The following is a 25,961-nucleotide window of genomic DNA, read 5'->3' on the forward strand; positions in this document are numbered from 1 at the left end:
CCTGAAACCTCGCACAATTGATGACCTGTGGAAGACGGCCGGAAAAGTTTGCGACCTGTTCAAGACAGAAGAGTGCCGCAACTTCTTTGCTGCAGATGGTTATGCGTCAAAATAACCCGGAAATGCTCTATCAAAATCACCATAGGCATTTGCGTGATTGCTGCGCAATTACAAATCCCCCTCACACATTTCCAAGGAAAACCCAAAAACGCAGGAGTTTTGGTCGTCGTAGTAACCGTTGCACATCAACAAACCAAGTCCCTATCACGCGAAAAAAAAGCCCCGCAGAAAACTGCGGGGCTTTTTTTGAGGAAATTTTGGGAGGAAAGTTCCTGCCAAAAACCGTAAAGATCGATTAACGGAACAGACCCAAAACAGACTGTTCGGCCTGACCAGCGAACGACAGAGACTGAATACCCAGCTGCTGACGAGTCTGGAGGGCCAGAAGGTTTGCACCTTCTTCGTTGATATCGGCCAAGGTGAGCTTGGAACCACCATCTTCCAACGTGTTCACATAAGACTGCGTGAAATCAAGGCGGGTCTGAAGCAAGGCAACGTTGGAACCCAGGCTAGAAGTCTTGGAACGCAACGTGGTCAAAGCCGTACTGAGTTTGGTGATAACCGCATCAACACTGGTGCTGTTGCTTTCGCCCACGTACTGCACAGCTGAGGCACCAGCGGCGAGGGTAATGGTGGAGGTGCCGGAGGCTGTCGTAACGGAGGCTGAGACAACTTTGATGGTTGTGCCAGATTGGCTAACCAGTGAGCCCGTGGATTGAAGTTGCAAAGTGTACGTCGTACCGTTCACAAGTGAAACCGCACCGGATGCAGTGGTCACGGTCAGTGCGATCGAAATCGTACCGTAGGTGACCGTCACTGTACCGCTGGACGTATTAATGGTCTGATCAGCACCGGTATAGGTGACGGAGATGGTGCTACCACTACCCGACAACGTACTTCCAGCTGCAACAGCTGCGTAAGAGAAGTTCACGGCTCCTGTCGCCGTGCTGGCCGCTGTAACATCCGAAACACTCAAACCACTGGAGGTCACATCAACCGACGCGACATCCAGTTTAGAAGTGCTGAGATCGGAGAATTCTGTCGACAACGTTTGCCCCGTACCATTGATCAGGTTGGTGCCCTGATAGGTCGCGTCAGCGGTCAGAAGATCGATTTGCGAACGCAGATCGTTGAACTGTGTAATCAAATCGCTGAACTGAGTGCCCGTTGAAGATTTCAAGCTTTGCGCAACACCCTTAAGCTGGCGAACCAAGCTTTCAACGGCGTTCAAGCCATCGATAGCTGCGGTCACCGTGCTCACACTCTGATCGATAGCGTCTTTCTTTTCAGTAAAGTCAAACGCACGGTCAGTCAGGGTCTTGGCTTGGAAGAAGGAGACCGGATCATCAATAGCCGAAGAAACGCGCAAACCAGTCGACAGACGGTTCTGCGTGCGGTTGATAAGATCGGTCGTACCTTGGAGAGAGAGAAGGCTGCCACGAACGGCAGATGAGAGTGTGACGTCAGCCATAACGAAAATCCTCTATTCTAGAGTAAGATTTAATAACAGGTTTCTACCCTGTGCCCGCACCCCAACTTTCTGAAGGACTGTGAACTCTTAGAGTATAGCCATATCCCCCAGCAGAAACAAGAAAAATAATTTAAAAATTAAGCCGCATATTTAACAACTCCTTCAAGAGGTTAGGCCCAGACCGTTTCACGGTTCACCAACGCCCCTGTCTTTTCAAGAGAAGAAAACTCAACCGCCACCTCATCGCACATGGAATCGATCAATCGGACGTACTCCTTGCGGATATACGCCACCAGATCATCCTTTTTGTCGTCTTCTACGACACGGTCAAGATGGTGTTCGCCAATCACCAACAAGAGGTATACCGACCCCCGCATCAACGAAATCGCAGAATCATCATATTCCATGGCCCGAACAATTTTCATAAGTTCAGTGATATATTTTTTCGTCTTGAGATCCGATTTTTTTTCAATGCGTTCAATCATACGATCACCAACAGCACGGACGTCTTGAATGAGCTTTCCGTCTTGCCAGTGAGATTCAAAATCAGCGTCCGAGTAGTTGGGGAAACCATCGACGATGCGCTGAACGCAAACTTTCTTGGGTTCATGGGGTTCAGGCAAGTCCACAAATTCCGGCAATAAAGGCACGGAGCCCTCAATCAATGAGCCATCGCTGCAATTGTAAAAGATACGGCCCAATCCACAGTTGGCGATGGAAACCTCAAGCGTATCTCTCGCCCACTGCATAACGGAGGTCGACTTGACTTCCCCGCCAAAATTTCCTGGAACCACTCGATCCCAGGGACTGATGCCGAAGTTATGTCTTCCATCCACTTTCCGATAAACCGAGTTCTCGGAATGGTGAACCGTTGGGTCGGCGAAGCCCAAATCCATTCCAAAGAGATAAACGAGGCGAAAGCCGATATCTTCGGCAAAACTTATTCCGGTGTTCCCGACCGTTGGCGAGGGGTAACGCAAACAATTGCGCAATTCCCCTGAAAAAGCCGGGAATGAGCTGAGCAAATGACGAAAATAAAAGATCCGTTTTTCAAAGACCTGCTTAACACCGGGCACCAGTGTGGTGGACCCAAGCAGATAGATCTGGGAGAGATCGAACTCCTCAGCAACCCCTTTTGGGATCTCCATCTGGTATTTGCTACGCTCCAGCTCGGCATGAAAATCCGGCGTTATTCCGGCACGCAAAAGCGGTAGCAATGCTGTTCCGCACGACACAATCACGGCTCTTTCTTGATTGGCCCGAATGACGTCTATTGAGCCATCCAAAGACGGACCAGAGCCGACAACAAAAATGGGGAAATCTTGCAGATCCGAATGGGCATAAAACACCTTTTCCTGCCCCCCCTTCAGGTTGTTATAGGTGTTTGCAATCATATTGATTTCGTCTTCAAAAAAACCCAATCCCGAAAACAACTTATCCCCTTGTGTCGCCAAAAACTGTTCCACGGCCGTAAAGGCCGGATTTTCGTAATGCCGATAGACGGTGAGCCCGTCGATACTGGCACGACCATACTCGGAATAGATGCGCCGCACTTCGGAAATCAAAACTTTGGGCTCGCTGTCGACCAGCAGATGGACATTCCCCCCATCTTCAATGATCGGCCGGATCACACCATTCCAATTGAAGGTAAAGAGTGACTGGTAGAGAAACTCGAAATTTGGTTCAACGAGGATCAAGTTACGCGGCTGCACGTCCTCTAACAAAGATTGCATGTGCTGCCCAAGTCCGGCCCCCAAAACGACAAGATGAAAGGCATTGCGAGTGGTTCTGTTCTCACTGAACGTAATGGCGTTATCGTCAGCAAACTGCAACAAGCCATTAAGAAGCTTGGTTGCTTCCGAATCCGTGATGATGATTGACTTCCGCGTGAGAGTGATCACGCTAGGGCTTTTCCAAAACGCTTCAATTTGTTCAGCGGCATACTTTTGGGCCCCCTTGCCATAAAGCTTCATGCCCTGGAAAACAACATCAGGCTCACCGTCGCCATCGAACTCCAACGTTGAAAGCGCTTTGTAAGTAGCAAGACGTTCGGCCAACACAGGATTGATCTCTTTAAAAAAAACCAGATTTTGTTCGAAGATGTCTTCAGAACCGGTCATGACAGATCACCCTTTTGGATTTTTCGAGAAAACAATTCGGCCAGCCGAGTCTGAAATTCAAGGGCAAATCCAGACATGTCCATCAACCGGGACTTGGCAATCTGGCCACGCAACACTTTACGAAGGCCTGCTAGTTCCCGAGGATCAAAAGCCAGGGCTTTTGCGACAGACAGGAACGCTTCGTCGTCTTCACAAGCCCACGACGGTATGCCCGCAGCGCGCAAAAGGGCACCGCTATAAGTCACGTACGGATCGTTCACATCGGACTTTGTCAAACACGGCACCCCCATCCACAGCGCCAGAATGATGTTGTCTCTGTCTTCACATCGAGAGGCCAGGAAAATATCAATGTGATCAAAAAACCCGCCGGAACGCTCGTCTTCGTCTGGCGTATAGAGCTCAACACGGTCCAACAAGCCCTTTGGTTCAAAAATCTCATTCAGCCGCGCCAAGCTGATCTCTGAAATACGCGGGCCAATATAAAGGCGTAATTTTGAACCGGGTACGCTTTCCAGCACACGCATCCACAGTGCCCCATCGCTGCTGGCCAAGGCACGAAAGTCAAGATACGCGCCAAACGTCACGTAGCCCTTAATCTCATTTGGAGGGGATAGCGGATCCAAAAAGCCCTGTGCGGGCCTTCTCGCAAACACGGGCGTTCTCAGCTTCATCGTGTCCTGGCCGGTCTGCAAAAACCGAGATTGTGATGCATCCGTGCTGTCATCCGTCACGACTGTGTCTATACCCGGTTGCCCGCCCCCGTGCAGGGGGGCAAGCCAGCTCAAACGCTGGCCGCAGGGCTTGTGAGCCAACAGCGATAGCCTCTGATTTGGACCAAAGCCGCACATATCAATCAAAAGATCGACCCCGTCGCGCTGCAAAATCAGCGCAAGGGTCTTGTCGTTAACATCAAAAACTTCACGTGCACTCACGGCCCAGTTCTTGATCGCTTGCGTCACGTTATCTTTGTTGAAGTTTTGAATATAGACGTAGGGTTGAAATATTTTTCTATCAACACGTCGCAAAAAACTGCTGAGGGCAGAGCCCTCAAAGCAATCGTAACATTTGTCAGACAGAAACCCGATCCGGATCTTGCCGTCATCTGATGGCGTGTAGGGAAAGTACGGCTCTGCTTCATGCAAACCAGACTGTTGCATACTTGCCCAAACCCGAGAACGTGCCGGTTCCCCATTCTCCATCCCCGACAACAGGTAAAAGGCCTTGGCATTTATGTCTAGAGATTGAGGCTCACTTTGAACGACTTCGTCAATATGAGCTTGAGCCTGTTCAAACAGCCCCAAATGTAAAATCGATTCGGCAAGATTCAGTTTATCTGCGGCAGCATCTTCTGGCTTGAGTTGCAGAACCCTCTGCAAAATCGGAATCGCACTTCCATGTTCGCCCATTTCAATCAACGCCTTGGCGTACAATTCAAGCGCCGGGACGTAGTCATGACTCATCTTAAGCTCAAGCTCGCACTCGGTTGCGACCAACTCGAAGTCCCGACGAATAAAGGCCAGAGAAGCGGCAACGTAGTGACCGTGAATTGTCGAGACCCTAGCCGCCTCAACAAAATTCTTTAAGTACGGGGGTAAGATGCCTGCCATTTGCGGATGAGAGTCAAGAACCGATCCGAGCTTCGCAAAATAGAGTCCGTCATTCAGGCGATCTGCTTTGACGTACAAACTGGACAGCGCCAACGCATATTCACTCACATCGGGGTCAATGGTGTGCGCTTTTTCAATCATAGAAATTGCGTCACCGACATATCCGGACAAATACGTCAACACCCCCAAAACGAAGTAACCTTCGCTGCGTTCGGGATATTTATGCAATAAATATTGCGTTGCGGTGACAGGGTCTGACTGCGTTTCACCGGATAAGACTTTCAACAAGATGGTTAAATCCTCTTGAAACGTCTCTTCCATCAACTGTGCATGTGATTGTGTTTCAGACATTCTATTCATAATCTAAAAACGGTGATCTCCATTGTGGAGCAGTTCAAACAGTACCCGTGTATCACTAAAACTCAATATTTTTTTTCACGGCCACGATAACCGCGCTTCAACGACAGCCGTAAAATTCAGAACTAGGCAGTATCTTCCCCATACACGGGTAAAAATCGCCGCAGGGACCGAAACAACCTACCATCCACACCACCATCGTATATTTTTATTAATACATTTCAAATAGTTACACAGGCATCACGTCTTGGCACAGCCTTTGCTTAATTCCCAGTGGATAAAAGCAACACAAGGGTCAGGTCCAATGGACGTTTCAGTCGTAAAAACCAATACCATCACCGACACCAGTGCGGGTTCTAAGTCGAAAAGCACGGCGGAACAGTTGATGAGTGAGTTTTCCGCCGCCGTTGCGGAACGTTTAAAAGCCGCAGGCAAGGGCAGCGCAGAACGCAGCCAGTCGGCCGCTGTCAACGCGATGAACACGAAGCCGCAGACGAAACCCGAACCCAAACCCGATGCGCCGAAAACGGAATACACGCCGCGCGATGACCATCAGCCCCGCGAACGGACCGAAGCCCCCGAGCAAAATCGCGACGATTACGCGCACGCCAGCGAAACGAAAAACGACGCGCCACGCGAAAACTTGCAACAAGATGCACCGCGCAACGACGCGAGCGATAACAATTCCGCCAACGACGGCGAATCCTCTCAACAAGCCCAGTCTGATACAGATCAAAATCAAAACAACGACACCACGGATCAAAACGCACAATCAAATGAGAGCGGTGACGGCACCCAGACGGATGACGCCCAGACTCAAGTTGCTGCAGAACAATCCAACACTCAAGGTGAAGACGTCGTCGCCACCGTTGTGGATTTAGCGATCAACACCGTCACGACGCAAACCTCTGACACCAAGCAAGCAGCCCAAGTCGTTGGAGATAAAGCCCAAAACACAAGTACACCGCAGCAGGCTGAAACAGGCCCCGCGACCCCCGGCGATGATTTAAGCGATGCGGACTTGGCGCAAGGCGATGCACAAAAACAAAATGCTGCCGCGACCAAGCAGCAGCAAACACAAGCCAGCCCGACGCAAAAAACGGAGACCAATCACACCCTGAATACGGATGACACACTGAAACAGCAACAAGCTGCCGACATTGCCAGCAAAGTCGGTAACACGCAAAAAGTTGATATCAACGTCAATGTCACCAAACAATCTGAACAACTGGTCAGCCAGCCCACGTCAAATTTAGGGGCACAGGCCGCCGTAACGGAAAAAAGCGACGGCACCGACCAAACCTCTCAGCAGTCCGCTGCCAAGGGTATTGTGAACACACAGCAATCCGCTGCAGCTCATAACTTGGGCAACCAAACAGGGCAGCAAGGCAGTGATGCTCAACAACAAGCCCAGCAAAACATGCAAATGGCGCAGGCTGATACGGTCAAAACCGTTGCGACCACGGATACCGCAACACAGAATTCACAAGCTGCCAACGCGGCCAACAGCACCGTCAAAATTGGTGGAGCCGAAGGTATGTCAAATGCTCAGGGCGTGACGCAAACCAACACCCAGCAACCCCATCAACAAGCGACACCGACCCATAAAGCGGCCCCCGACCCACAAGCGCAAGCGCGCGCTCAGGTCACGGACCAGATCAATGTGCAGATTTCAAAAGCCATCGCCAACGGCATGGATAAAATTTCCATTCAGCTGCGTCCGGCACACTTGGGTCGCGTTGACGTGCAGTTGGAAATGTCCAGCGATGGTCGCGTGACGGCTGTCGTGACGGCAGACAACAAAGACACGCTGGATCTGCTGAAACAAGATTCTCGCGAACTGGAACGGGCCATGCGCGAAGCCGGATTACAGATGAACTCAGGTGATCTGAGCTTCAATTTACGCGAAAACGGTGACCAAGCCGGTGGCGGCGAAAAGACCGCCGGAAAGGGCCAAGGCTCTGGCTCTCTAACCAAAGAACCCACGCTCGACGAGCTGCTTGAGGCCAATACAAGTCGCCCCAACATCATCAGCGAAGACCGTGTAGACATCACGGCATAAAGGACGAGTACGATGGCACTTTTTGATAGTGTAGGCAGCAGTGGCGTCATTGACACATCGACGCAAGCCGGTCAGTCGAAGGCAAAACTGCAAGAAGACCTCAATCAATTTTTGAATCTGTTGGTCGCACAGTTGCAAAACCAAGATCCCCTGGATCCGTTGGACGCCAACGAATTCACATCGCAGTTGGTTCAGTTCGCCAGTGTTGAACAACAAATTCAGCAAAACTCGAACTTGGAAAAAATGCTCACCGTGCAGCAAAACTCTCAGGTCGCAAGCATGGTCAACTACCTCGGCACCGTTATCGAGGCCAAGGGCCAAGAGTTCAATATGATGAACAACCAAGCCATGTTCACCTACACCTTGGACCAAAATGTACGCGAAAACACCATCACCATTTCCGATGCATCCGGCAAGACCATGTTCACCGCCGAAGGCTCACTCGATCAAGGCACGCACACCGTCGGATGGGATGGTCTCAAGAACGACGGGACCCAGGCCCCTGACGGAGCCTACAAAGTCACCGTCAGCGCCAAAGACGGCGAAGGCAACTTGGTGGATGTGCAACACACCGTGTTTGGCCTGGTGACGGGAACAACCATCAAAGACGGCAACGTCAAGCTCAATATGGGCGACGTTGCAACCGACCTCACCAACATCATCTCTGTCGAAATGCCCGTGACCACCACCACAACAATACCTGATACGACGGATACGACGGATACGCCGACGGACACGACGGACACGCCGACGGACACGACGGACACGCCGACGGACACGACGGACACGCCGACGGACACGCCAGCATGACAAACATCACAGCAGCAAAACAATCATGTTCCGGCATTGGCCGGATGAACCAAGGAGAGAAACGATGAGCTTATATGGTGCATTATTTTCCGGGGTTTCCGGGCTCACGGCTCAATCGAGCGCCATGGGCGCCATCTCCGATAACATCACGAACGTGAGTACTATCGGTTATAAGGGCACCACCACCAACTTCCAGACCCTGGTGACGAAGCAATCGTCTGCCACGTTCTACTCAGCCGGTGGTGTGCAGTCTAAACCGCGTCAGCAAACGGATTTGCAAGGTCTGTTGCAATCTTCGACGTCGCAGACCGATATCTCCATGTCCGGCGGCGGTTTTTTCGTGGTGAACGAAGCCAACGTCCCTGGCGTTTCCGATCCGTATCTTTACACCCGTGCGGGTTCATTCATTCAAGATGACCAAGGGTATCTGAAAAACGCCCAGGGTTATTATCTGCAAGGCTGGCCCACCGATGCGTCCGGCACGGTCATTCCATCCAATTCCAACCTGACGATCACCAACCAAAACATCATTTCGTCGGATTACCTGGAATCCATCAACTTGAACCGTGTTGGCGGCACGGCATCGGCAACCAGCACCGTCGCCATCGGCGCAAACTTGCCCTCGTCAGATACGGCAGGCACCACCCACAAAACCGACGTGCAGTACTTCAACTCACTCGGTAATGCCAAAAACATGTCGATTGTTTATACAAAATCCTCTGTCGGCAACCAGTGGAACGTGGGGGTTTCCCCGCCCACAGGCACCGCCGTTGCCACACTGTATGACACAGCGGCAACACCGGGCGTGTACGCAAGTGGTGGCTTAATCGAATTCACATCCATACCGGCTGTCGGCAGTTCGATCACTATTAACGGTCAGGCCTATACATTCGTCAACGCCGCGTCGGCTGGCACCAACATCTCCGTTTCTACAGGCCAGACCCTTTCAGATGTCGTAGCCGATATTGTCGCCGCCGTAAAAGCGACCGACCCGACCTTCGCCGTACCGACCTCCGGGGCCAGCACACGTATCGCCGTCCAATCCGGCGTCACCACCGCCATCGAATTCAAAGAAAGCGGCGTTGGTTCAATTGCCGTAAACTTAAGCGCCACACTGACGTCCACTGGCGCGGCGGCCACGACCCAGACGGGAACATTCACTGTTAAGCAAAAAGACAATGCATACAGCGACTTCACGCTCTTAAAGTTCGCAGCCGTTCCGGCTAACGGTGAAACCATTGTCATCGGCGGAACCACCTACACATTTACAACAGGTGAGCCGCAAGAAGCGGTTGGTGCGCCGGCCGACACACTCATTTACAGAGACGGCACAGTTGCCCAAATGATCCAGGATTTGGAGAATGCTGTCGAAGCCAACAACGCCACGCTCGCTACGACAGGAAATCGAGTGCGCTCTCTTGCAGTCGGTGGTGCCACGGTAGACACGCTCTATATTGAAAGTGTAACCGACTACACCAACACGATTGATGTCTCGGGCATGGGCACCCCTCCCACCGACGGTGACGGCACCGCCTTCACGACGCCGACAGCCATTCCAGTTGCCACAGCAGCCGGCATCACCTTCTCTGCCGATGGCGTTCCATCTGCCTTTAACATTGGCGCAATCGAAATTCTCAATTACGCTGACGGCGCGCAAAATATGTCCAACGCCACCGGTGAAGGCTCACGCATCACGTTGGATTTCGGCACCGTAACGGAAGCCAACGGTCTCACCCAATACGGCGCTGAATTCACCCCGACCTTCATCACCCAGAACGGGTCCAAGTTCGGTACCTTTGCGGGCGTGACCATCGGCCAAGACGGGCTGGTGACGGCCTTGTTCGACAACGGTGAAACCCGTAAAATTTTCCAAATTCCGGTTGCGACCTTCGTCAACCCCAACCAATTGGAAAGCAAGTCGGGCAACGTGTGGTCGGCCACTCAGGCCTCCGGTGACTATACGTTGCGCGTGGCAGACAGTGGGCCTGCCGGACAGGTGGTGCAGTCGGCATTGGAGGCATCCACCGTCGATATCGGTGCAGAATTCACCAACATGATCGTGGTCCAACGCGCATACTCTGCGTCCACCAAAATCATCACCACAGCGGATCAAATGCTCGAAGAACTGATGCGCACCAAGTAATTTAGGATACTAGGGGCCGGGGCAGAATGCCCTGGCTTACAATCTCCTTCCCAAAAACGAACGCAAGAGGCCTTAAAGGCCTCTTTTGTTTTGCTTTGAATTGAAGGGGTTAGGCATTTTTTAATATGCGCCGTGTATCTCTTATGGGTAAGCGAAAATGAATGCATGAGTAATGACAGAACACAAAAAAATCGCCCCCGACCATAGCTTCCAAAGCACCATGACCCTTGAGGATTTGCCTCCTGCGGATACCGTGCGTTGGGTTACGGCGCGCAAGGCCGTCGTTGTGAACGCTGTTCGCTCGGGCCTTATTTCTCTTGAAGACGCTTGTCGTCGCTACGCACTTTCCGTCGAAGAATTTGTCGGTTGGCAAACGTTGCTCGATCAACATGGCGTTTCCGCCCTGCGCGTAACCCGCGTCCATCAGTTTCGCAAAACCCGCTAATTTTTTTGCTCACGTAAACGCAGATCGCTTTTCACACGTGCAATCACACTCAGCCAATCACCTCTCTTCGGTTGTCGGTAAAGCGTCATACTTGGGTACCAAGGCGTGTCGGAGCGTTTCAACTGCCAGCGCCAATCGGGGGCATGGGGTAGCAAGACCCAGACCGGTATATTGAGGGCACCCGCGACATGGGCGACCGAAGTATCGACCGTAATCACCAAATCCAATTGCCCCACCAAAGCCGCCGTATCGGCGTAATCTGAAATATGCGCGGTGTAATCGATGATGGTCCAGTCGACTTCATGCAACTGCGCCGCACTGGACCCGATTTGCAAATTGATGAACGTGCACCCCTGAACGTCCGACAGGGGGGCTAGATTTTTCAAAGCGATAGAGCGTTCACGGTCATTGGTGTGATGGGGACTGCCCGCCCACACCAAACCGACTTTCAAGCCGCCAACATCTTTTAAGCGATTTTGCCAGACCTGCGCGTCCGCATCCGAAACGCCCAAGTATGGTACGACCGCCGGAATACGCTCAGAACTGGGCGACAGCAATCCCGGCAGGGATAAAAAGGGGCACTGCACGTCAAACACGGGTAATTCTTCGCCACGCGATACCACATGAGCCACATCGGAAACCGTCTCAAACAACCGTGTTAAGGACGGCGGACATTCCAAGATTACGGTACCGCCCAGAGCATGAACCAAAGGCGCATAGCGGACAAATTGCAGCGCATCGCCAAGGCCCTGTTCGACATACAGCAAGATCGTTTTTCCTGCCAACGGCTCCCCAGTCCATAATGGCTGGGGAAAATTTCGTCGCTCAGACGGGAATTCCTTGGCCAACCAGCGCCACTCATAATGTTTCCAGCCATTCTCGAAATCGCCTTTGAGAAGCATCAACACGGCCAGGTTATGGTGACCTTCCGGGTGGTTGGGGGAAAGGGCCAACACCCGTTCGAAGGCCGTTTGGGCCTCTTCGATTTTGCCTTGCGCTTGTAAAATGTCGCCCAAGTTGTTCAACACTTCAACCACATCGGGATGGGCTGTCAAAAGACTGCGGCAAACCGTTTCGGCTTCATCCAAGCGTCCCTCCCAACGATGCAGAACAGCAAGATTGTTTTGCGCTTTTATGGAAGCGGGATTGATCTTCACCGCCTGGCCATAGGCTTGCAGCGCTTCTTCCGGCTTCCCCCCCAAACGCAGCACCAAGCCCAGATTGGTCCAAGATTGTTCGGATTGCGGATTGGCATCCACGGCTTTCTGCAAACAAATCTCGGCCGCATCCATTTGCCCGGCGGCTTTGAGTGCCAAGGCTTTGTTGTTTAGAGCATCCGTATTGGCGGGATCTGTCATAAGCGCCTGATCAAAAGCCGCCACGGCGTCCATATTTTGCCCAAGTCCCAGCAAGGCGTTGCCAAGATTAAGCTGTGCCCGCATCAAGTTCGGGTTCGCCTGCAACGCAGCCTTATAAGCATTTACGGCCTCATCAAGACGCCCATGATGCTCTAAAATAACGCCAAGATTGAGATACGCTTGCGGGTGATTTGGATGCTCGCACATGGCCTTGTCTAAGTATTCCAAGGCGCGCCCGACATCCCCACCCTGCCAAGCCGCTGCTCCGGCACCGTTCAAAGCTTCAATATGATCTGAGTGTTGAAGCAAAATTCGATCAAAAAGTGCCAGCGCTTCACCATAACGACCTGTTTGGCTCAACAGCTGAGCCTCAGCCATGAGCATTTTCTCAGTCCCTCCGACTGCTCCGTGTCCCGTGATATCTGCGCTCATTAACTCTCCACCCTTCTCTGCTCACGGTTTCAACACCCCAGAAAACCTGCCAAGCATACCACCCAGGCAATGCAAGGGTAGCTGCCAAAACAAAGCACTGGCAAGGGTGTTGCAAACCGGAGCAAATTAAACCGTGCGAAATTGAAGAGGTCGTTTTATATCTGAATTGAGGCCAAGCCACTGGGATGAGAGACATATCCTTGCGTGTTAAGCCCTGACAAACTGGTGTGCGAAAGGGTTATGCCATAGGCACATACAACAACAGGTGCGCACACCAATATTGTGTGCACACTCAAAACCCATTTGTTCAACAGCGGCTTAGGCTTCTATGGAAGTCCCTGCCGAAGGTGTTGAACCCTTACCAACCGAAGACGTTGCCCCGGAGGAACCGACTGCAGGTGCAGGCGCAGATGGCGCTGAAACTTCAGCACCCGTTGAGCCACTCACTGTGCCGGAAACTCCACCATTACCCAACCCACCAGTAACGGAGGACGATACCGTACCAGAAGCAGTCGTTTCGACTGGCGCAGGCTTTGCCTCGCCATTCGACGCGCCACGCTTATAGGCATCGACAACTTTTTCTGAAGGATACTGATTGAGCACTTCACCCGTCGCGCCGTCCCGATACTGCAGGACGTACACACCACTCTGGGGGTCTACGACACCCTTGGGAGAAGTTACATAATTGGAGACATCAACAGACGCCTTCTGTGAAGATGCTTGTGCATTCACATCAGACGACTTGGCGTCGACCGCCGCCTTTCTGGGCGGATTAACGGCCACATCAGGGGCCGTTCTAATGGATAAATCGCTCATGGCGTTCACCGTTGCTTTCTGCTCTGTTGCAAGAATTCTATCTTACTGTGTCTGAATGTACCTCATTTCATCACACATTACAAGCAATACTCTATTAACCATGAAATCTGAGCGTGCCTTTTTCAATCTATCGACGCACCTCAGTTAAATGACTCACATCGCCACACCCCCATCCCCCACCTTTTTTCGCCCCTTCTCCTACCCAACCAGCTGCGATTCGCCCTCCGATTCGCGACTCGAGTCGATTCCTTGGCGGGGTAGGCAATTTTTGCCGCATTGTTAATAACTTATTCACCATCATCGCTCTAATTTATAACCTGAAGAAACGGGCTGTCTCAGCGCCTAGAAACGGCATGCTAAAAAACAAGACCCAAACGCCCAGAAGGGTTTCGTAAGGGTTTCGGCAACTGGGAAAAGGGGTTCCTTCGTGGACACACTCCTGCAAACAATTCGCAATCTTGGTGGACCACGACTTCTTGTCATGGGCCTGGTCCTGCTTGGCCTGGTTGGCTTTTTCTTTTACTTGGCGACCCGTTTCACCACCCCGCAAATGACGCTTCTGTACGGGGATTTGGAATCACAAGATTCGTCTGCGATTGTGTCTCAACTGCAAGCCCAAAATGTCCCGTTTGAATTGCGCGCCGGGGGCACTCAGATTTTTGTGCCTGATGGACAATCGGGTCAGTTACGGTTGGCAATGGCTAACCAAGGCCTCCCGTCGGGCGGCTCCATTGGTTATGAACTTTTTGACAAGCAAGGCTCGCTGGGCACCACCAACTTCCAACAAAACATTAATAAAATTCGTGCCATGGAAGGCGAATTGGCCCGCACCATCCAGACCATTGACAGCGTACGCTCAGCGCGGGTTCATTTGGTGTTGCAACAACGACAGCTTTTTCAGCATGAACAAGGCAAGGCCACGGCCTCAATCTTTTTGAAAATGCGTGGATCAAGGCGTTTGGACGCTGGTCAAGTCAGTGCTGTCCAGCATTTGGTCGCCGCCGCCGTGCCGGGCCTTTCGCCACGTGCGATTGCGATCATTGATGATAAGGGCGAATTGCTGGCGCGCGGCTACGAAGGCGATCCGGCTTCGACGCCCGGCTTGATCGGTCAACAAACAGATGAACGACGCCGTAATTTTGAAGGACGTCTGCAAAACGATGTCGAAAAGCTGATTGAGAAATCCGTTGGTTTTGGCAAGGTTCGCGTTGAAATTTCGGCCGACATGGATTTCGACCGCGTCACCACCAATGAAGAAATTTATGACCCTGACGGCCAAGTGGTGCGGTCAACCAACTCCACCGAGCAAAGCTCGTCGCAAAAGGATCAAGAGCCCCAGGCCGTAACTGTCAACGCCAACTTACCGGACGGCACCGGCCTCGGCGGAGATCAAGCGACACGCAACGCTGCAGAAAACCGCACTGAAGAAGTTGTAAACTATGAAATTTCCAAAAGTGTAAAAAACCAGGTTCGTGATACGGGCATCATCAACCGCCTGTCTGCCGCCATCTTGGTGGATGGCGCGTATGAACTCGATGCCAACGACGATCGCGTGTATCGCGCACGCACCAAAGAAGAATTAGACCAAATTGCGGCCTTGGTTAAAGGTGCGATGGGTTACGACCAAAAACGTGGTGACGTGGTGGAAGTGATCAACATGCGCTTCGCTGAGTCTGAAGCCCCTCCGCCCATTCAGCTTGACCTGTTCTTCGGCATCGAAAAACAAGACCTGCTGAAAATTGCCGAAATTATGGTTATCTTTATCTTGGCGATTTTGGTCATCTTGCTGGTGGTGCGCCCCCTCATCAGCCGCGCTTTCGAAGCGTTGCCCGGTGCCATGAACTCTATGGCCGAAGGCGGTCGCATGATTGCCGACCAAGCGCAATTGGCAGCCGGTGCGCTGGCCGCCCCGCCGTCCCCTGACGGCGGCATGGGTGAAGAAGAAATGTTTGAAGAACTGATCGACATCGACCGTGTTGAAGGCCGTGTGAAAGCATCGAGCGTCAAGAAGGTCGGTGAGATCGTCGAAAAACATCCAGACGAAGCCTTGTCCATCGTCCGCAACTGGCTCTACCAAGAAACTTGAGAAGGTTCTGATTAAAAGCTCATGGCCCGTGTAAAAGACGATTATAGAGCCCTCACCGGACCCCAAAAGGCGGCGATTTTCATGCTGTCTTTGGACGATGCACAGTCGTCTGCTTTGTTTGAGTTGATGGACGACGAAGAAATTCGCGAACTGTCGCAGATCATGTCGAACCTGGGCTCGGTCAATTCCAAGGTTGTGGAACGCTTGTTCCTGGATTTTGCCGACCAATTGTCTTCGACCGGGTCGCTGGTGGGGTCGTACGATTCCACCGAACGGTTGCTGAGCAAGGCGCTGGGCGAAGAGCGCGTGGCGCAGATCATGGAAGAGCTGCGCGGCCCTGCCGGGCGCACCATGTGGGACAAGTTGGGCAACGTCAACGAAGCGGTTCTGGCCAACTATTTAAAGAACGAATACCCGCAAACCGTGGCGGTGGTGCTGTCCAAAATTCGCCCCGATCACGCCGCCAACGTGTTGGGTACCTTGCCGGAAAACTTCGCCATGGAAGTGGTCATCCGCATGCTTTCGATGGAAGCGGTGTCGAAGGAAATTCTCGACCACGTGGAAAAGACCCTGCGCACCGAATTCATGACCAACCTGGCGCGCACCGCCCGTCAAGACAGCCATGAAATGATGGCCGGTATCTTCAACACCTTGGACAGAAACACCGAAACCCGGTTCATGGGGGCGTTGGAAGAACGCAACCGCGAAAGCGCCGAACGCATCAAACAGTTGATGTTCACCTTCGACGATCTGGAACGGGTCGACAGCTCCGGCATTCAGGTGTTGCTGCGCCAGACCGACAAGGGGCAACTGTCCATTGCGCTCAAAGGCGGCTCGGAAAGCGTCAAGGAACTGTTTTTCTCCAACATGTCGGAACGCGCCGCCAAGATCATGCGCGAAGACATGGACGCCATGGGTGCTGTACGCTTGAAAGACGTCGACGAAGCCCAGGCCGCCATCGTCTCCATCGCCAAACAACTGGCCGACAGCGGCGAAATCGTCATCGCCGGACAAGGTGAAGAAGAGCAGCTGGTTTACTGATATGATCATGACACCCTCAACGGAAACAGCAATGACGTCGCAAGGCCACAAAAAGTTCATGTTTGACACGGACTTCAGTTCCGAAATGGTTCTGAAAAAGCCCACGGCTGCCCAAGCGGTGACTGAAGCACCCGATGAATATGACGAGGACGAGGATGAAGTCGTTGAAGAGGTTGCCCCCACATTCACCGAAGAGGATTTGGCGCGGGCCCGCGACGAGGGCTACCAAGCCGGCCAACTGGACGCCACTCGCGACCTGACGTCCGCACTTGAACAGCGTTTGGTGAACACCATGGACACCATCAACGCCCAAGTGGAAAACTTATTCGACGCCTTTCAACGTGACAAAGAAGAACACAGTCGTGACTCCGTTGCCGTGGCCACCGTGATTGTGCGCAAACTGTTCCCTGCGCTGAACATGGACAAAGCCATGATTGAAATTGAACATATGATTGTTGAATCGATGAAGCGCACATCCGGTGCGCCCACCTTGATCGTGCGGGTCGCCCAAGACATCCAGGATGCCGTCCAAGCCAAAGCCGATGAATTGGTGGCATTGCGCGGGCATGAGGGCACCGTGAGCGTGCTTGCCGACGCCGCGATGGGACCCGGCGACGCTGCCGTGGAATGGGATGGCGGCGGCATGTTGCGCGATGGCGATTCGATGTGGCACGAAATTGATAAAATCATTGAGCGCAATTTAGGCTCAGAACGCGCCAACGGGGCTCGCAATAAGCTCGAAGCCGGGCAAAAACCTGCCGAACAAGGCGCACAAGAGCCAGAACCAAGCGCACAAGAGGTTGTGAACGACGCTGCAGTCGAGGACAATGGTCAAATGAATGCGGAGTCGCAAAATGAGCCCCATATAACGGATGAGGCAATGCCCGAAGCAGCGGACGAGGCCACAGAGGCTGAGGCCACAGATTCCTTAGAAAATATCGAGCAAATACAAGCCTCGGAAGACCTTGAAGAGACACCAACCCAAGACCAAACCTCAAAAGCCCCCATTGCGGCAGATGATGAAACACTTGAAGAACCGGAAAACGGTGTCTAACGAAATTTAGCCCAGGAGAGCGATATGTCGGACGATACAAGTCTGCAACTGAACGAACTGGAAGACCCACCCACGACAAAATCTTCGGATTTAAACGAGGAGGCTGAGGAAACTTTTGCCGAAGCCGCGGGTTTTCAAGACATGCCGCGCAATGCCCGCGACCTGGAAGCCGTCTATGACATCCCCGTTCAGGTGTCTGCGGTTTTGGGCAAAGCCACCATGCAAGTGAGCCAATTGCTGAAATTGGGCCGGGGTGCGGTGGTTGAATTGGACCGTAAAGTCGGTGAAGCTATCGACATCTACGTCAACAACCGCCTGGTCGCACGCGGTGAGGTGGTTGTTGTCGAAGACCGTCTGGGCGTAACCATGACGGAAATCATTAAGACGGACCGAACCTAACAGCGCCCCCAAACGAATATATCTTGAAGCGGTAAAGAGATCACCCCCATGGCGGACAGCACAATTCAAATCACCAAGGCCAAGTCGGCTACCGACATCGCCACGATTGTTGGCCTGCTCGGTGGCTTTGGTCTTGTGATCGCCGCCATCGTGACGGGCGGTTCTCCGGGATCGTTCATCAACGTACCGTCGATTTTGATCGTCATCGGCGGTACATTATGCGTGACCATGATGTGTTTTTCCCTGCAAGAATTGGGGCGCACCTTCAAAGTTATCTTGAAAACGATTTCATACACCTCTCGCGATCCGTCGGAAGCTGCCATTCAAGTGTTGCAGATCGCCGAATTGGCACGCCGCCAGGGTGTTTTGTCCTTGCAGTCCGTCCTGATCCAGCTGGAAAGCGAACCCTTGCTGCACAAAGGCATGACCATGGTGGTGGATGGCACACCCGGCGAAGAGGTCGAAACGATTTTGAAAAAGGACACGATGTCCACCATTACCCGCCATCAAAAAAGCGCCAGCGTTTTGAAAAAGGCTGCCGAATTCGCCCCCGCCATGGGTTTGATCGGTACGTTGATCGGTCTGGTGCAGATGCTGGGCAACCTGGAAGACCCCGGATCGATCGGTCCCGCCATGGCGGTGGCTTTGCTCACCACCTTTTACGGTGCCGTTCTCGCCAACATGGTGTTTTCCCCGATGGCCTCAAAATTGGAACGCAATTCCACCGAAGAAGCCATGGTCAACAATATTTACGTTATGGGGGCCTCGTCCATTGGCCGCCAAGAAAATCCGCGCCGTTTGGAAATGATGCTCAACAGTGTCCTTCCCCCGGCAAAACGCGTTGAATACTTCGACTGAGAAAGCCTGCACCTATGCGATTGCTCATCATTGGAACTTTGGACGGACAAGTTGGCGCAGCCAGCCAGATTGCCTTGTCGCGCGGCGCCAAGGTCAATCATGTGGACACCATCGAAGCCGGTCTTGAGTTTTTGCGTTCAGGACGTGGTGCCGACTTGGTTTTGGCCGACGTGAAAGAAGACTTGGTCACCTTGATCACCAGCTTGGAATCGGAGCGCATTGCTGTACCCGTCATCGCTTGCGGCGTCGGCAACGACACCCAGGCCGCCGTGCGTGCCATTAAGGCCGGGGCAAAAGAGTACATTCCCCTGCCCCCCGACGCAGAATTGATCGGGGCCGTGTTGACCGCTGTGGCCGAGGAAAATTCAGACTTCATCCACACCGATGCGCGGATGACGGACATCATCAAACTGGCCGACCAAGTTGCCCCTTCGGATGCCTCAATCCTCATCACCGGCCCGAGCGGCACGGGTAAAGAAATGATGGCGCGCTATCTGCACATCAAAAGCAAACGCAGAACCGGTCCGTTCATTGCCGTCAACTGCGCGGCAATTCCGGAAAACCTGTTGGAATCCGAACTGTTCGGCCACGAAAAAGGCGCCTTCACCGGGGCCATCGCACGGCGCATCGGCAAGTTTGAAGAGGCCAATGGCGGCACCATCTTACTCGATGAAATCAGCGAAATGGATCCCCGCCTCCAGGCCAAACTGTTGCGCGTGCTGCAAGAGCGCGAAATCGACCGTGTCGGGTCCAATAAACCGGTGAAGGTCAACGTGCGCATTCTCGCCACCTCAAACCGCAACCTGGAAAAATATGTCGCTTCAGGCGGCTTTCGTGAAGATCTGTACTTTCGCCTCAACGTCGTGAATTTATGTTTGCCGCCCTTGCGCGAACGTCCCGACGATATCATCGCCTTGGCCCGCCACTTTGCCGCCAAATATTCTGAAGCCAACGGCATCAAAGCGCGCGGTCTATCGGAACCCGCCATCGAAAAGCTGCTCGGTTATGAATGGCCCGGCAACGTGCGTGAGCTGGAAAATGCCATGCATCGATCCATTTTGTTGGCCAGCGGCGACGACATTGGGCCCGATGCGATTTTGCTCAGCAATTCCGCCATGGCCCCCGCCAGCCCCACCCACCCGGGCGGAGCATCTGCGCGGGAACATACCGATACGCAAGTTGGCAAGACCGTCTCTGAGGTTGAACGCGAACTGATTATCGACACCCTCAGCCACTGTCTGGGCAACAGAACCCACGCGGCGACCATTCTCGGCATTTCCATTCGCACGTTACGCAACAAGCTCAAACAATACAACGACGACGGCTTTAGTGTACCGTCTGCGGGCCGTTCCGACGCAGACCAACCGCCCCTCTAAACCGCAATAGGCGTTTAAAGATTTAATATGGCAGACCAAGGCCCACCAGCAGCCGTCACGGACGACCCTTTCGCAGGGGCAAAAGCCATCTTTGACGCTGTCGCCAAACGCAGCGACATCATGATGGCGCTGGGCGTCATCGCGATTTTGGTGGTGCTGATTCTGCCCATGCCAACGTGGTTGTTGGATGCCTGTTTGGCTTTTTCCATTACCTTTGCCGTGCTGATTTTGATGACCGTTTTGTTCATCGAAAAACCGCTTGAATTCAATACATTCCCGACTGTTTTGCTGTTGGCGACCATGATCCGCTTGGCGCTGAACCTGGCATCGACCCGTCTGATTTTGGCGGGGGGGCATGAAGGGACTGCGGCGGCCGGACAAGTCATTCAGGCCTTCGGCGGCTTTGTGATGGGCAACAATTTTGTCATCGGTATCATCGTCTTTATGATTTTGGTGTTGGTCAACTTCATCGTCATCACCAAGGGTTCGGGGCGTATTGCCGAAGTGTCCGCACGGTTCACCCTGGACGCCATGCCCGGCAAGCAAATGGCCATTGATGCCGATTTGTCCACCGGACTGATTGACGAAGACACGGCACGCTCCAGACGCAAGGAACTTGAAGACGAAAGCACCTTCTTTGGTTCCATGGACGGTGCGTCAAAGTTCGTCCGCGGCGATGCCATCGCGGGCCTGATCATCACCTTCATCAACGTCATCGCCGGCATGATCATTGGCGTGGCGCAACACGACATGACCTTTGCCAACGCCGCCGATAACTTCACGCGCTTGACCGTTGGCGACGGATTGGTCACGCAAATTCCCGCCCTGATCGTTTCCATCGCCGCCGGTATGATGGTCACCAAAGCGGGTGTTCGGGGCGCGACGGAAAAAGCGCTGTTCAAGCAAGTCGGTGGGCAACCCCGCGCCATGGGTGTCAGTTCGTTTTTGCTAGGTGCGATGGCGTTGCTGCCGGGCATTCCCTTTTTACCGTTTATGCTGTTGTCGGTGACGACGTTCTCCATCGCCTACATCATCAACCGCGGGCAAAATCGAACCGAAGCCGCAGAGGCCGAAGAATTCAAGGCCCTTGAAGCGCAAGAAGCGCAGGCTGCGCCCGAAGAACCCATATCCACCGCGCTGAAGATCGACTTGCTGCGCCTGGAATTGGGATACGGCTTGCTGTCGCTGATCAACAATCCGCGCGACGGCAAGCGTTTGACGGACCAAATCAAGGCCTTGCGCCGCCAGATTGCCACGGAAATGGGCTTTGTCATGCCCTCAGTTCGCATTCAAGACAACATGCAGTTGGATGCCAACACCTACATCGTGCGCACCAAAGAAATTGAATCCGGTCGCGGTGAACTGCGTCCCAACATGCTATTGGTGATGGACCCGCGCGGCGAAGAAATCACCCTGCCCGGGGAAAAGACCGTTGAACCGACCTTTGGCCTGCCCGCCATGTGGATTGACGAGCAAAACCGCGAAGAAGCGCTGTTTAGAGGCTACACCGTGGTTGATCCGGCCACCGTGATCACCACCCATCTGACCGAAGTCATCAAAGACAACATGCCCGAGCTTTTGTCGTACGCGGAAACACAAAAAATTATCGACGAATTGTCCTCTGATCACAAAAAGCTGGTCGACGAGATGATCCCGGCCCAAATTTCCATGGGCGGCACCCAGCGCGTGCTGCAGAACTTGCTGACGGAACGCGTTTCAATCCGCGATCTGCCAACCATCTTGGAAGGCATATCGGAAGCCTGTGGTATGACCCGCAACGTCACCATGATCACCGAACACGTTCGCGCCCGATTGGCGCGCCAAATCAGCGACATGAACGTCAACGATCAAGGCGTGATCGTGCTGTTGTCGCTGTCGCCGGAATGGGAACAACGCTTTGCCGAATCCCTGGTCGGCCAAGGCGACGATCGCCAGTTGTCCATGCCGCCGACCCAACTGCAAGAATTTATCACAAACTTGCGCAACGCATTTGAACGGCAAGCCATGATGGGCGAAGTCCCGGTGTTGCTGACCAGCCCCGGAATTCGCCCGTATGTGCGTTCCATCATCGAACGTTTCCGTCCCTCCACGGTGGTGATGAGCCAGAACGAAATTCATCCCAAGGCCAAAATCAAAACCGTTGGTCAAGTCTAACCAGGACGAACTTAAGCCATGCCAAACTCATCAGCGTCCAAACAGTCCTCGGCCTCGGCGTCCGCAACCCCGCCCGCAAACCGCGGCAAGGGCCACAACATTATCGCTGTGGCATCGGGCAAAGGCGGCGTGGGCAAAACCTTTTTGGCCATCACCTTGGCCAATGCATTGGTCATCAAGGAACGCAAAGTGTTGCTGTTCGACGGCGATTTGGGGCTGGCCAATCTCGACATTCAATTGGGCATCATGCCCCAACACGACTTGGGCTCGGTGATTGCCGGACGGTTAACACTCAATCAAGCAGTCATTGCCTTTCCGCCCGGTGGGTTTGACATCATCGCCGGGCGCTCCGGTTCGGGTGGACTGGCCAACATTCCGACCTCGCGTTTGCAAATGCTCAACGAAGACTTGGCCCTGTTGGCGCAAGCGTACGACCATGTCATATTGGATTTGGGCGCAGGCGTTGAACGCACCGTGCGCCAACTGACCCACAACGTTGGTATCTGCATTGTGGTCGCCACCGATGAGCCGACATCGTTGACCGACGCCTATGCGTTTATCAAGCTCACCCACATGGAACGGCCCAAGCTGGACATACGCATCGTCATCAACGCCGCCAACTCAACCCGTGAGGGGGAAAGGACCTACAACACCCTTTTGAAGGCTTGTGAAGGATTTCTAAAGATTTCTCCCCCATTATTAGGGGTCGTGCGTCGAGATCCCAAGGTGCGCGAAACGATTAAGGCCCAAGTCCCGTTGCTGACGCGCTATCCGAATGCCGAAGCCGCACAGGATGTTTTTACGATTGCGCGCAAGTTGATTGAGTAGGCCAAAACCGCCAAAATGCCTGAAATCAGTGCATGGCAACAATTACCCCCTGGGAGAATCCCGGAAGCTTAAGATATGTCAACCGTACAACCGCCACCGCCTCCTCTTCCTGTCGCCGCCGCGCAACCCGTCGGTCAGGCTGTTGCTGTGGCCGTCAAAGCCCCAGTAACGCTGAATCAACTGCCCCAAGGTTCAACCGTACAGGCCACAGTAGAACCATCGCCCACCCAATCGCTTCCGCCCAATCAAGTGCAAGTCAACACCGCCCTTGGCCCCATCACCTTGCAAACGGCCGTAACGCTTCCCAAAGATGCGGTGCTGACGTTGACGTTGACACAGCTGACGCCACAACCACAATTTCTCATCTCAGAACTCTACGGCAAGCCCGTGACGAGCGCACTTCTGTCACAGTTGAAGCCTGGATTGACCGGTACACCCACCGTTGCCACACCACCCACGGCAACACCCTTGGCTCAAGGTGCGCAACTGAGCGCCACATTGGTGCGCCCCACAGTCACACAGCTGCAACTCCCCTTGCCACAAACTGGGGGAAGTCCCGGCACCGGAACGCCCCTGCCCACTGTGCCTACTGTGCCCACCGCGCCCACCGTGCCCGGCCTGGGCGGACAAACGGCCTCCGCTGCGCCAGCTTTCCAGCCATCCGCTCCGGTGATTTTGTCCCCAACGCCTCCGCCTCAGCCCGCCCTCCTTGCGCCTGGACAACCCACCGCCTCAACGCCCCCTTCATCCGGCGCGTCGAGCGGAGCACAACCCGTGCAGAATAGCGGGGGGCAAACCTTGGTTCAGCTGCCGTCCGGGACGCGTTTAAATGTTTCCATCGTGCGCATTGACTCCCCCAGCACTGCGCTCAATGCCCCCGTAGCGCAGCTTGGAAATGGGCTCAACATCGGCTCGACGGTTTCGGGAACCATCATCGGTACCACCCCGCAAGGCCAACCCATCGCACAAACACCGCACGCCGTGATCGCCCTTGAAACCACGGCCAAGATTATGGAAGGCGCACGGGTTGTTCTCAAAATCGAGAGCGCCCCACTGCCGCCCGCCATTCCCAATTCGGCAAAATTGGGGCCCATGGCTCACGGCAATACGCCGTTACAAAGCAAAACGTGGCCCAACTTGGATGAAGCGTTGCAGGTCCTTGCCCAAGCCGATCCCACCCGCGCCCAACACCTTGCCCAAACCGCCTTGCCGCAACCCGGCAATAAGCTGAGTTCTCAGATGTTGTTTTTCCTCAGCGCACTGAAAGGCGGCGATGTGAAAGCATGGCTGGGGGAAAACACCACCCGCATTCTCGATCGTGAGCGCCCGGGCTTGGTCGGGCGGTTAAACGGCGATTTCCAAATCATGTCGAAAATGGCTGATGAACCCCAATCCGGCGACTGGCGCCTGGCGCTTGTGCCCCTGTACAATGGCAGCGAAATCGAACAACTGCGCATGTATTATCGAGGCGGAGGCGGACAAGGCGAAGAAGAACACGAAGCCGATGACACACGCTTCGTGCTTGATCTCGATTTAAGCAACATCGGACATTTGCAAATTGACGGCCTGATGAAAACGTCCAGCAAAAAGCTCGATCTCATCGTCCGCAGCGAAGAACCACTTCCCATCGCGTGGCGCACGGACATCATCGATATTTTCACCACTGGCCAAGAAATCACCGGCATCGGTGGTGGGCTTGCGTTTCAAGCTGCACCCGGTAACTTTATTGAATTTCCAACACCCACGGACTTAGCAGCCCACCCTGGGCTGCTGGTTTGATGTCAAGGATATCACCATGGACCTGATGGAACGCCGTGCCCTTTTGAGGACCTATGCAAACCCGGACCGTAAGCTGGACTATATTGTGACGCTATCGGGACATTTACCCGGTATACACACACGTGGTGGCGGTGAACGCCAACGCATCGTTCTGCGTTACGTTCCCGATAAACTGATCCTCGAGACGCGTTCGCTGGGTGTGTATTTGGAAGCCTTGGCTGAGACAGTGTGGTCCAATCCTGAAGATTTGGCCGTGACAGTGCTCACCGACATCAATAATGAAGTCATCACAAGGTGGATAGAGGTCGCCGTCGATGTGCCCGAATTGCAACACCATGCCGTCGACACCCATGGCGTGGTCATCGAAGACCGCCAACCCGGATGGGACAATCCAGCGCTCTTAAAACGATTGGCGCGGATTTAACTGAGATTGGAAAAAGTCGACGCCGTCTTAAGCGGCGTTGGCACTCAGCGTATCACTGGTCTTTTCGTCGGAAAAAAACACGATCCGACCAAAGCTCATCAGGATATGACGCACCAACATGGCCGTCAAAAGAACGCCAATGCCCAGTCCGGCAAGGGAAATGGCCCAAATGATAATCAATTCCAACATATTTTTGTCCTTTGGGGTTGTTTTCTTGTTTTGTTTCAAGCTTCAACAACAGCCCGAAACATATATTAGATTTATATAATATATGTTCATTG

General features: G+C 53.5%; 20 protein-coding genes. 14 read left to right on the forward strand and 6 right to left on the reverse strand.

From position 1 onward, the window contains the following. Positions 1–355: 355 nt before the first annotated feature. From BEN30_RS05050 to BEN30_RS05060, 3 genes are all read right to left on the reverse strand, one after another. Positions 356–1,531: a flagellin N-terminal helical domain-containing protein gene (locus tag BEN30_RS05050; protein WP_069957264.1), complete on the reverse strand. Its 1,176-nt coding sequence runs from the start codon at positions 1,529–1,531 to the stop codon at positions 356–358. 170 nt (positions 1,532–1,701) lie between these two features. Next, positions 1,702–3,651 (reverse strand): motility associated factor glycosyltransferase family protein, encoded by a 1,950-nt coding sequence (locus tag BEN30_RS05055; RefSeq protein ID WP_069957265.1) that lies wholly within the window; start codon positions 3,649–3,651, stop codon positions 1,702–1,704. Then, positions 3,648–5,609 (reverse strand): tetratricopeptide repeat protein, encoded by a 1,962-nt coding sequence (locus tag BEN30_RS05060; protein ID WP_069957266.1) that lies wholly within the window; start codon positions 5,607–5,609, stop codon positions 3,648–3,650. The genes BEN30_RS05055 and BEN30_RS05060 overlap by 4 nt, the downstream gene beginning before the upstream one ends. 310 nt (positions 5,610–5,919) lie before the next feature. Between BEN30_RS05060 and BEN30_RS05065 the strand changes: the two genes are divergently transcribed. The 4 genes from BEN30_RS05065 to sciP all read left to right on the forward strand — a co-directional run bounded on the left by BEN30_RS05065 (position 5,920) and on the right by sciP (position 11,075). Next, positions 5,920–7,677 (forward strand): flagellar hook-length control protein FliK, encoded by a 1,758-nt coding sequence (locus BEN30_RS05065; protein ID WP_069957267.1) that lies wholly within the window; start codon positions 5,920–5,922, stop codon positions 7,675–7,677. Positions 7,678–7,689: 12 nt separating this feature from the next. Further along, the gene (locus BEN30_RS05070; RefSeq protein ID WP_069957268.1) at positions 7,690–8,487 is read left to right on the forward strand and encodes a flagellar hook assembly protein FlgD; all 798 of its coding nucleotides are present in this window, start codon (positions 7,690–7,692) and stop codon (positions 8,485–8,487) included. A gap of 64 nt (positions 8,488–8,551) precedes the next feature. Beyond that, positions 8,552–10,630 (forward strand): flagellar hook-basal body complex protein, encoded by a 2,079-nt coding sequence (locus BEN30_RS05075; RefSeq protein WP_069957269.1) that lies wholly within the window; start codon positions 8,552–8,554, stop codon positions 10,628–10,630. A gap of 172 nt (positions 10,631–10,802) precedes the next feature. Beyond that, entirely contained in the window at positions 10,803–11,075 is a 273-nt protein-coding gene (gene sciP / locus BEN30_RS05080) for a CtrA inhibitor SciP (RefSeq protein ID WP_069957270.1), read from the forward strand. On the opposite strand, the gene BEN30_RS05085 is transcribed toward sciP, so the two are convergent. Together BEN30_RS05085 and BEN30_RS18270 are read right to left on the reverse strand one after the other, a co-directional pair. Then, entirely contained in the window at positions 11,072–12,817 is a 1,746-nt protein-coding gene (locus tag BEN30_RS05085; protein ID WP_069957271.1) for a tetratricopeptide repeat protein, read from the reverse strand. The two genes, sciP and BEN30_RS05085, sit on opposite strands and share 4 nt — an antisense overlap. Positions 12,818–13,183: 366 nt before the next feature. Beyond that, positions 13,184–13,681 (reverse strand): hypothetical protein, encoded by a 498-nt coding sequence (locus BEN30_RS18270; RefSeq protein WP_139134863.1) that lies wholly within the window; start codon positions 13,679–13,681, stop codon positions 13,184–13,186. 427 nt (positions 13,682–14,108) lie between these two features. On the opposite strand from BEN30_RS18270, the gene fliF reads away from it, so the two are divergent. The 10 genes from fliF (at position 14,109) to BEN30_RS05135 (ending at position 25,680) form a co-directional block, all read left to right on the forward strand. Next, on the forward strand, positions 14,109–15,767 hold the full coding sequence (gene fliF, locus BEN30_RS05090; protein WP_069957272.1) for a flagellar basal-body MS-ring/collar protein FliF: 1,659 nt from the start codon (positions 14,109–14,111) through the stop codon (positions 15,765–15,767). A gap of 21 nt (positions 15,768–15,788) precedes the next feature. Further along, positions 15,789–16,808, forward strand: coding sequence for a flagellar motor switch protein FliG (gene fliG, locus BEN30_RS05095; RefSeq protein ID WP_069957273.1), 1,020 nt, complete (start codon positions 15,789–15,791; stop codon positions 16,806–16,808). A 7-nt stretch (positions 16,809–16,815) separates the two neighbouring features. After that, entirely contained in the window at positions 16,816–17,862 is a 1,047-nt protein-coding gene (locus BEN30_RS05100) for a FliH/SctL family protein (RefSeq protein WP_139134864.1), read from the forward strand. Positions 17,863–17,886: 24 nt separating this feature from the next. After that, positions 17,887–18,261, forward strand: a complete 375-nt coding sequence (gene fliN / locus BEN30_RS05105) for a flagellar motor switch protein FliN (RefSeq protein ID WP_069957275.1) — start codon at positions 17,887–17,889, stop codon at positions 18,259–18,261. Between the two features lie 48 nt (positions 18,262–18,309). Next, positions 18,310–19,119 carry a motility protein A gene (locus BEN30_RS05110; RefSeq protein WP_069957276.1) on the forward strand — a complete coding sequence of 270 codons (810 nt, stop codon included), beginning with the start codon at positions 18,310–18,312 and terminating at the stop codon, positions 19,117–19,119. Between the two features lie 14 nt (positions 19,120–19,133). Further along, entirely contained in the window at positions 19,134–20,495 is a 1,362-nt protein-coding gene (locus BEN30_RS05115; protein ID WP_069957277.1) for a sigma-54-dependent transcriptional regulator, read from the forward strand. Positions 20,496–20,522: 27 nt separating this feature from the next. After that, positions 20,523–22,649, forward strand: coding sequence for a flagellar biosynthesis protein FlhA (gene flhA / locus BEN30_RS05120; protein WP_084005054.1), 2,127 nt, complete (start codon positions 20,523–20,525; stop codon positions 22,647–22,649). A gap of 18 nt (positions 22,650–22,667) precedes the next feature. After that, positions 22,668–23,477 (forward strand): MinD/ParA family protein, encoded by an 810-nt coding sequence (locus BEN30_RS05125; protein WP_069957278.1) that lies wholly within the window; start codon positions 22,668–22,670, stop codon positions 23,475–23,477. Positions 23,478–23,552: 75 nt separating this feature from the next. Further along, positions 23,553–25,256 (forward strand): hypothetical protein, encoded by a 1,704-nt coding sequence (locus BEN30_RS05130; protein WP_139134865.1) that lies wholly within the window; start codon positions 23,553–23,555, stop codon positions 25,254–25,256. A 16-nt stretch (positions 25,257–25,272) separates the two neighbouring features. Continuing rightward, positions 25,273–25,680 (forward strand): hypothetical protein, encoded by a 408-nt coding sequence (locus BEN30_RS05135; protein WP_245648992.1) that lies wholly within the window; start codon positions 25,273–25,275, stop codon positions 25,678–25,680. A gap of 27 nt (positions 25,681–25,707) precedes the next feature. Here the strand turns inward: BEN30_RS05135 and BEN30_RS18560 are convergent, their stop codons facing one another. Further along, positions 25,708–25,869: a hypothetical protein gene (locus BEN30_RS18560; protein WP_170826962.1), complete on the reverse strand. Its 162-nt coding sequence runs from the start codon at positions 25,867–25,869 to the stop codon at positions 25,708–25,710. Between the last annotated feature and the right edge of the window lie 92 nt (positions 25,870–25,961).

It is taken from the genome of Magnetovibrio blakemorei, from assembly GCF_001746755.1.
Lineage (GTDB): Bacteria > Pseudomonadota > Alphaproteobacteria > Rhodospirillales > Magnetovibrionaceae > Magnetovibrio > Magnetovibrio blakemorei.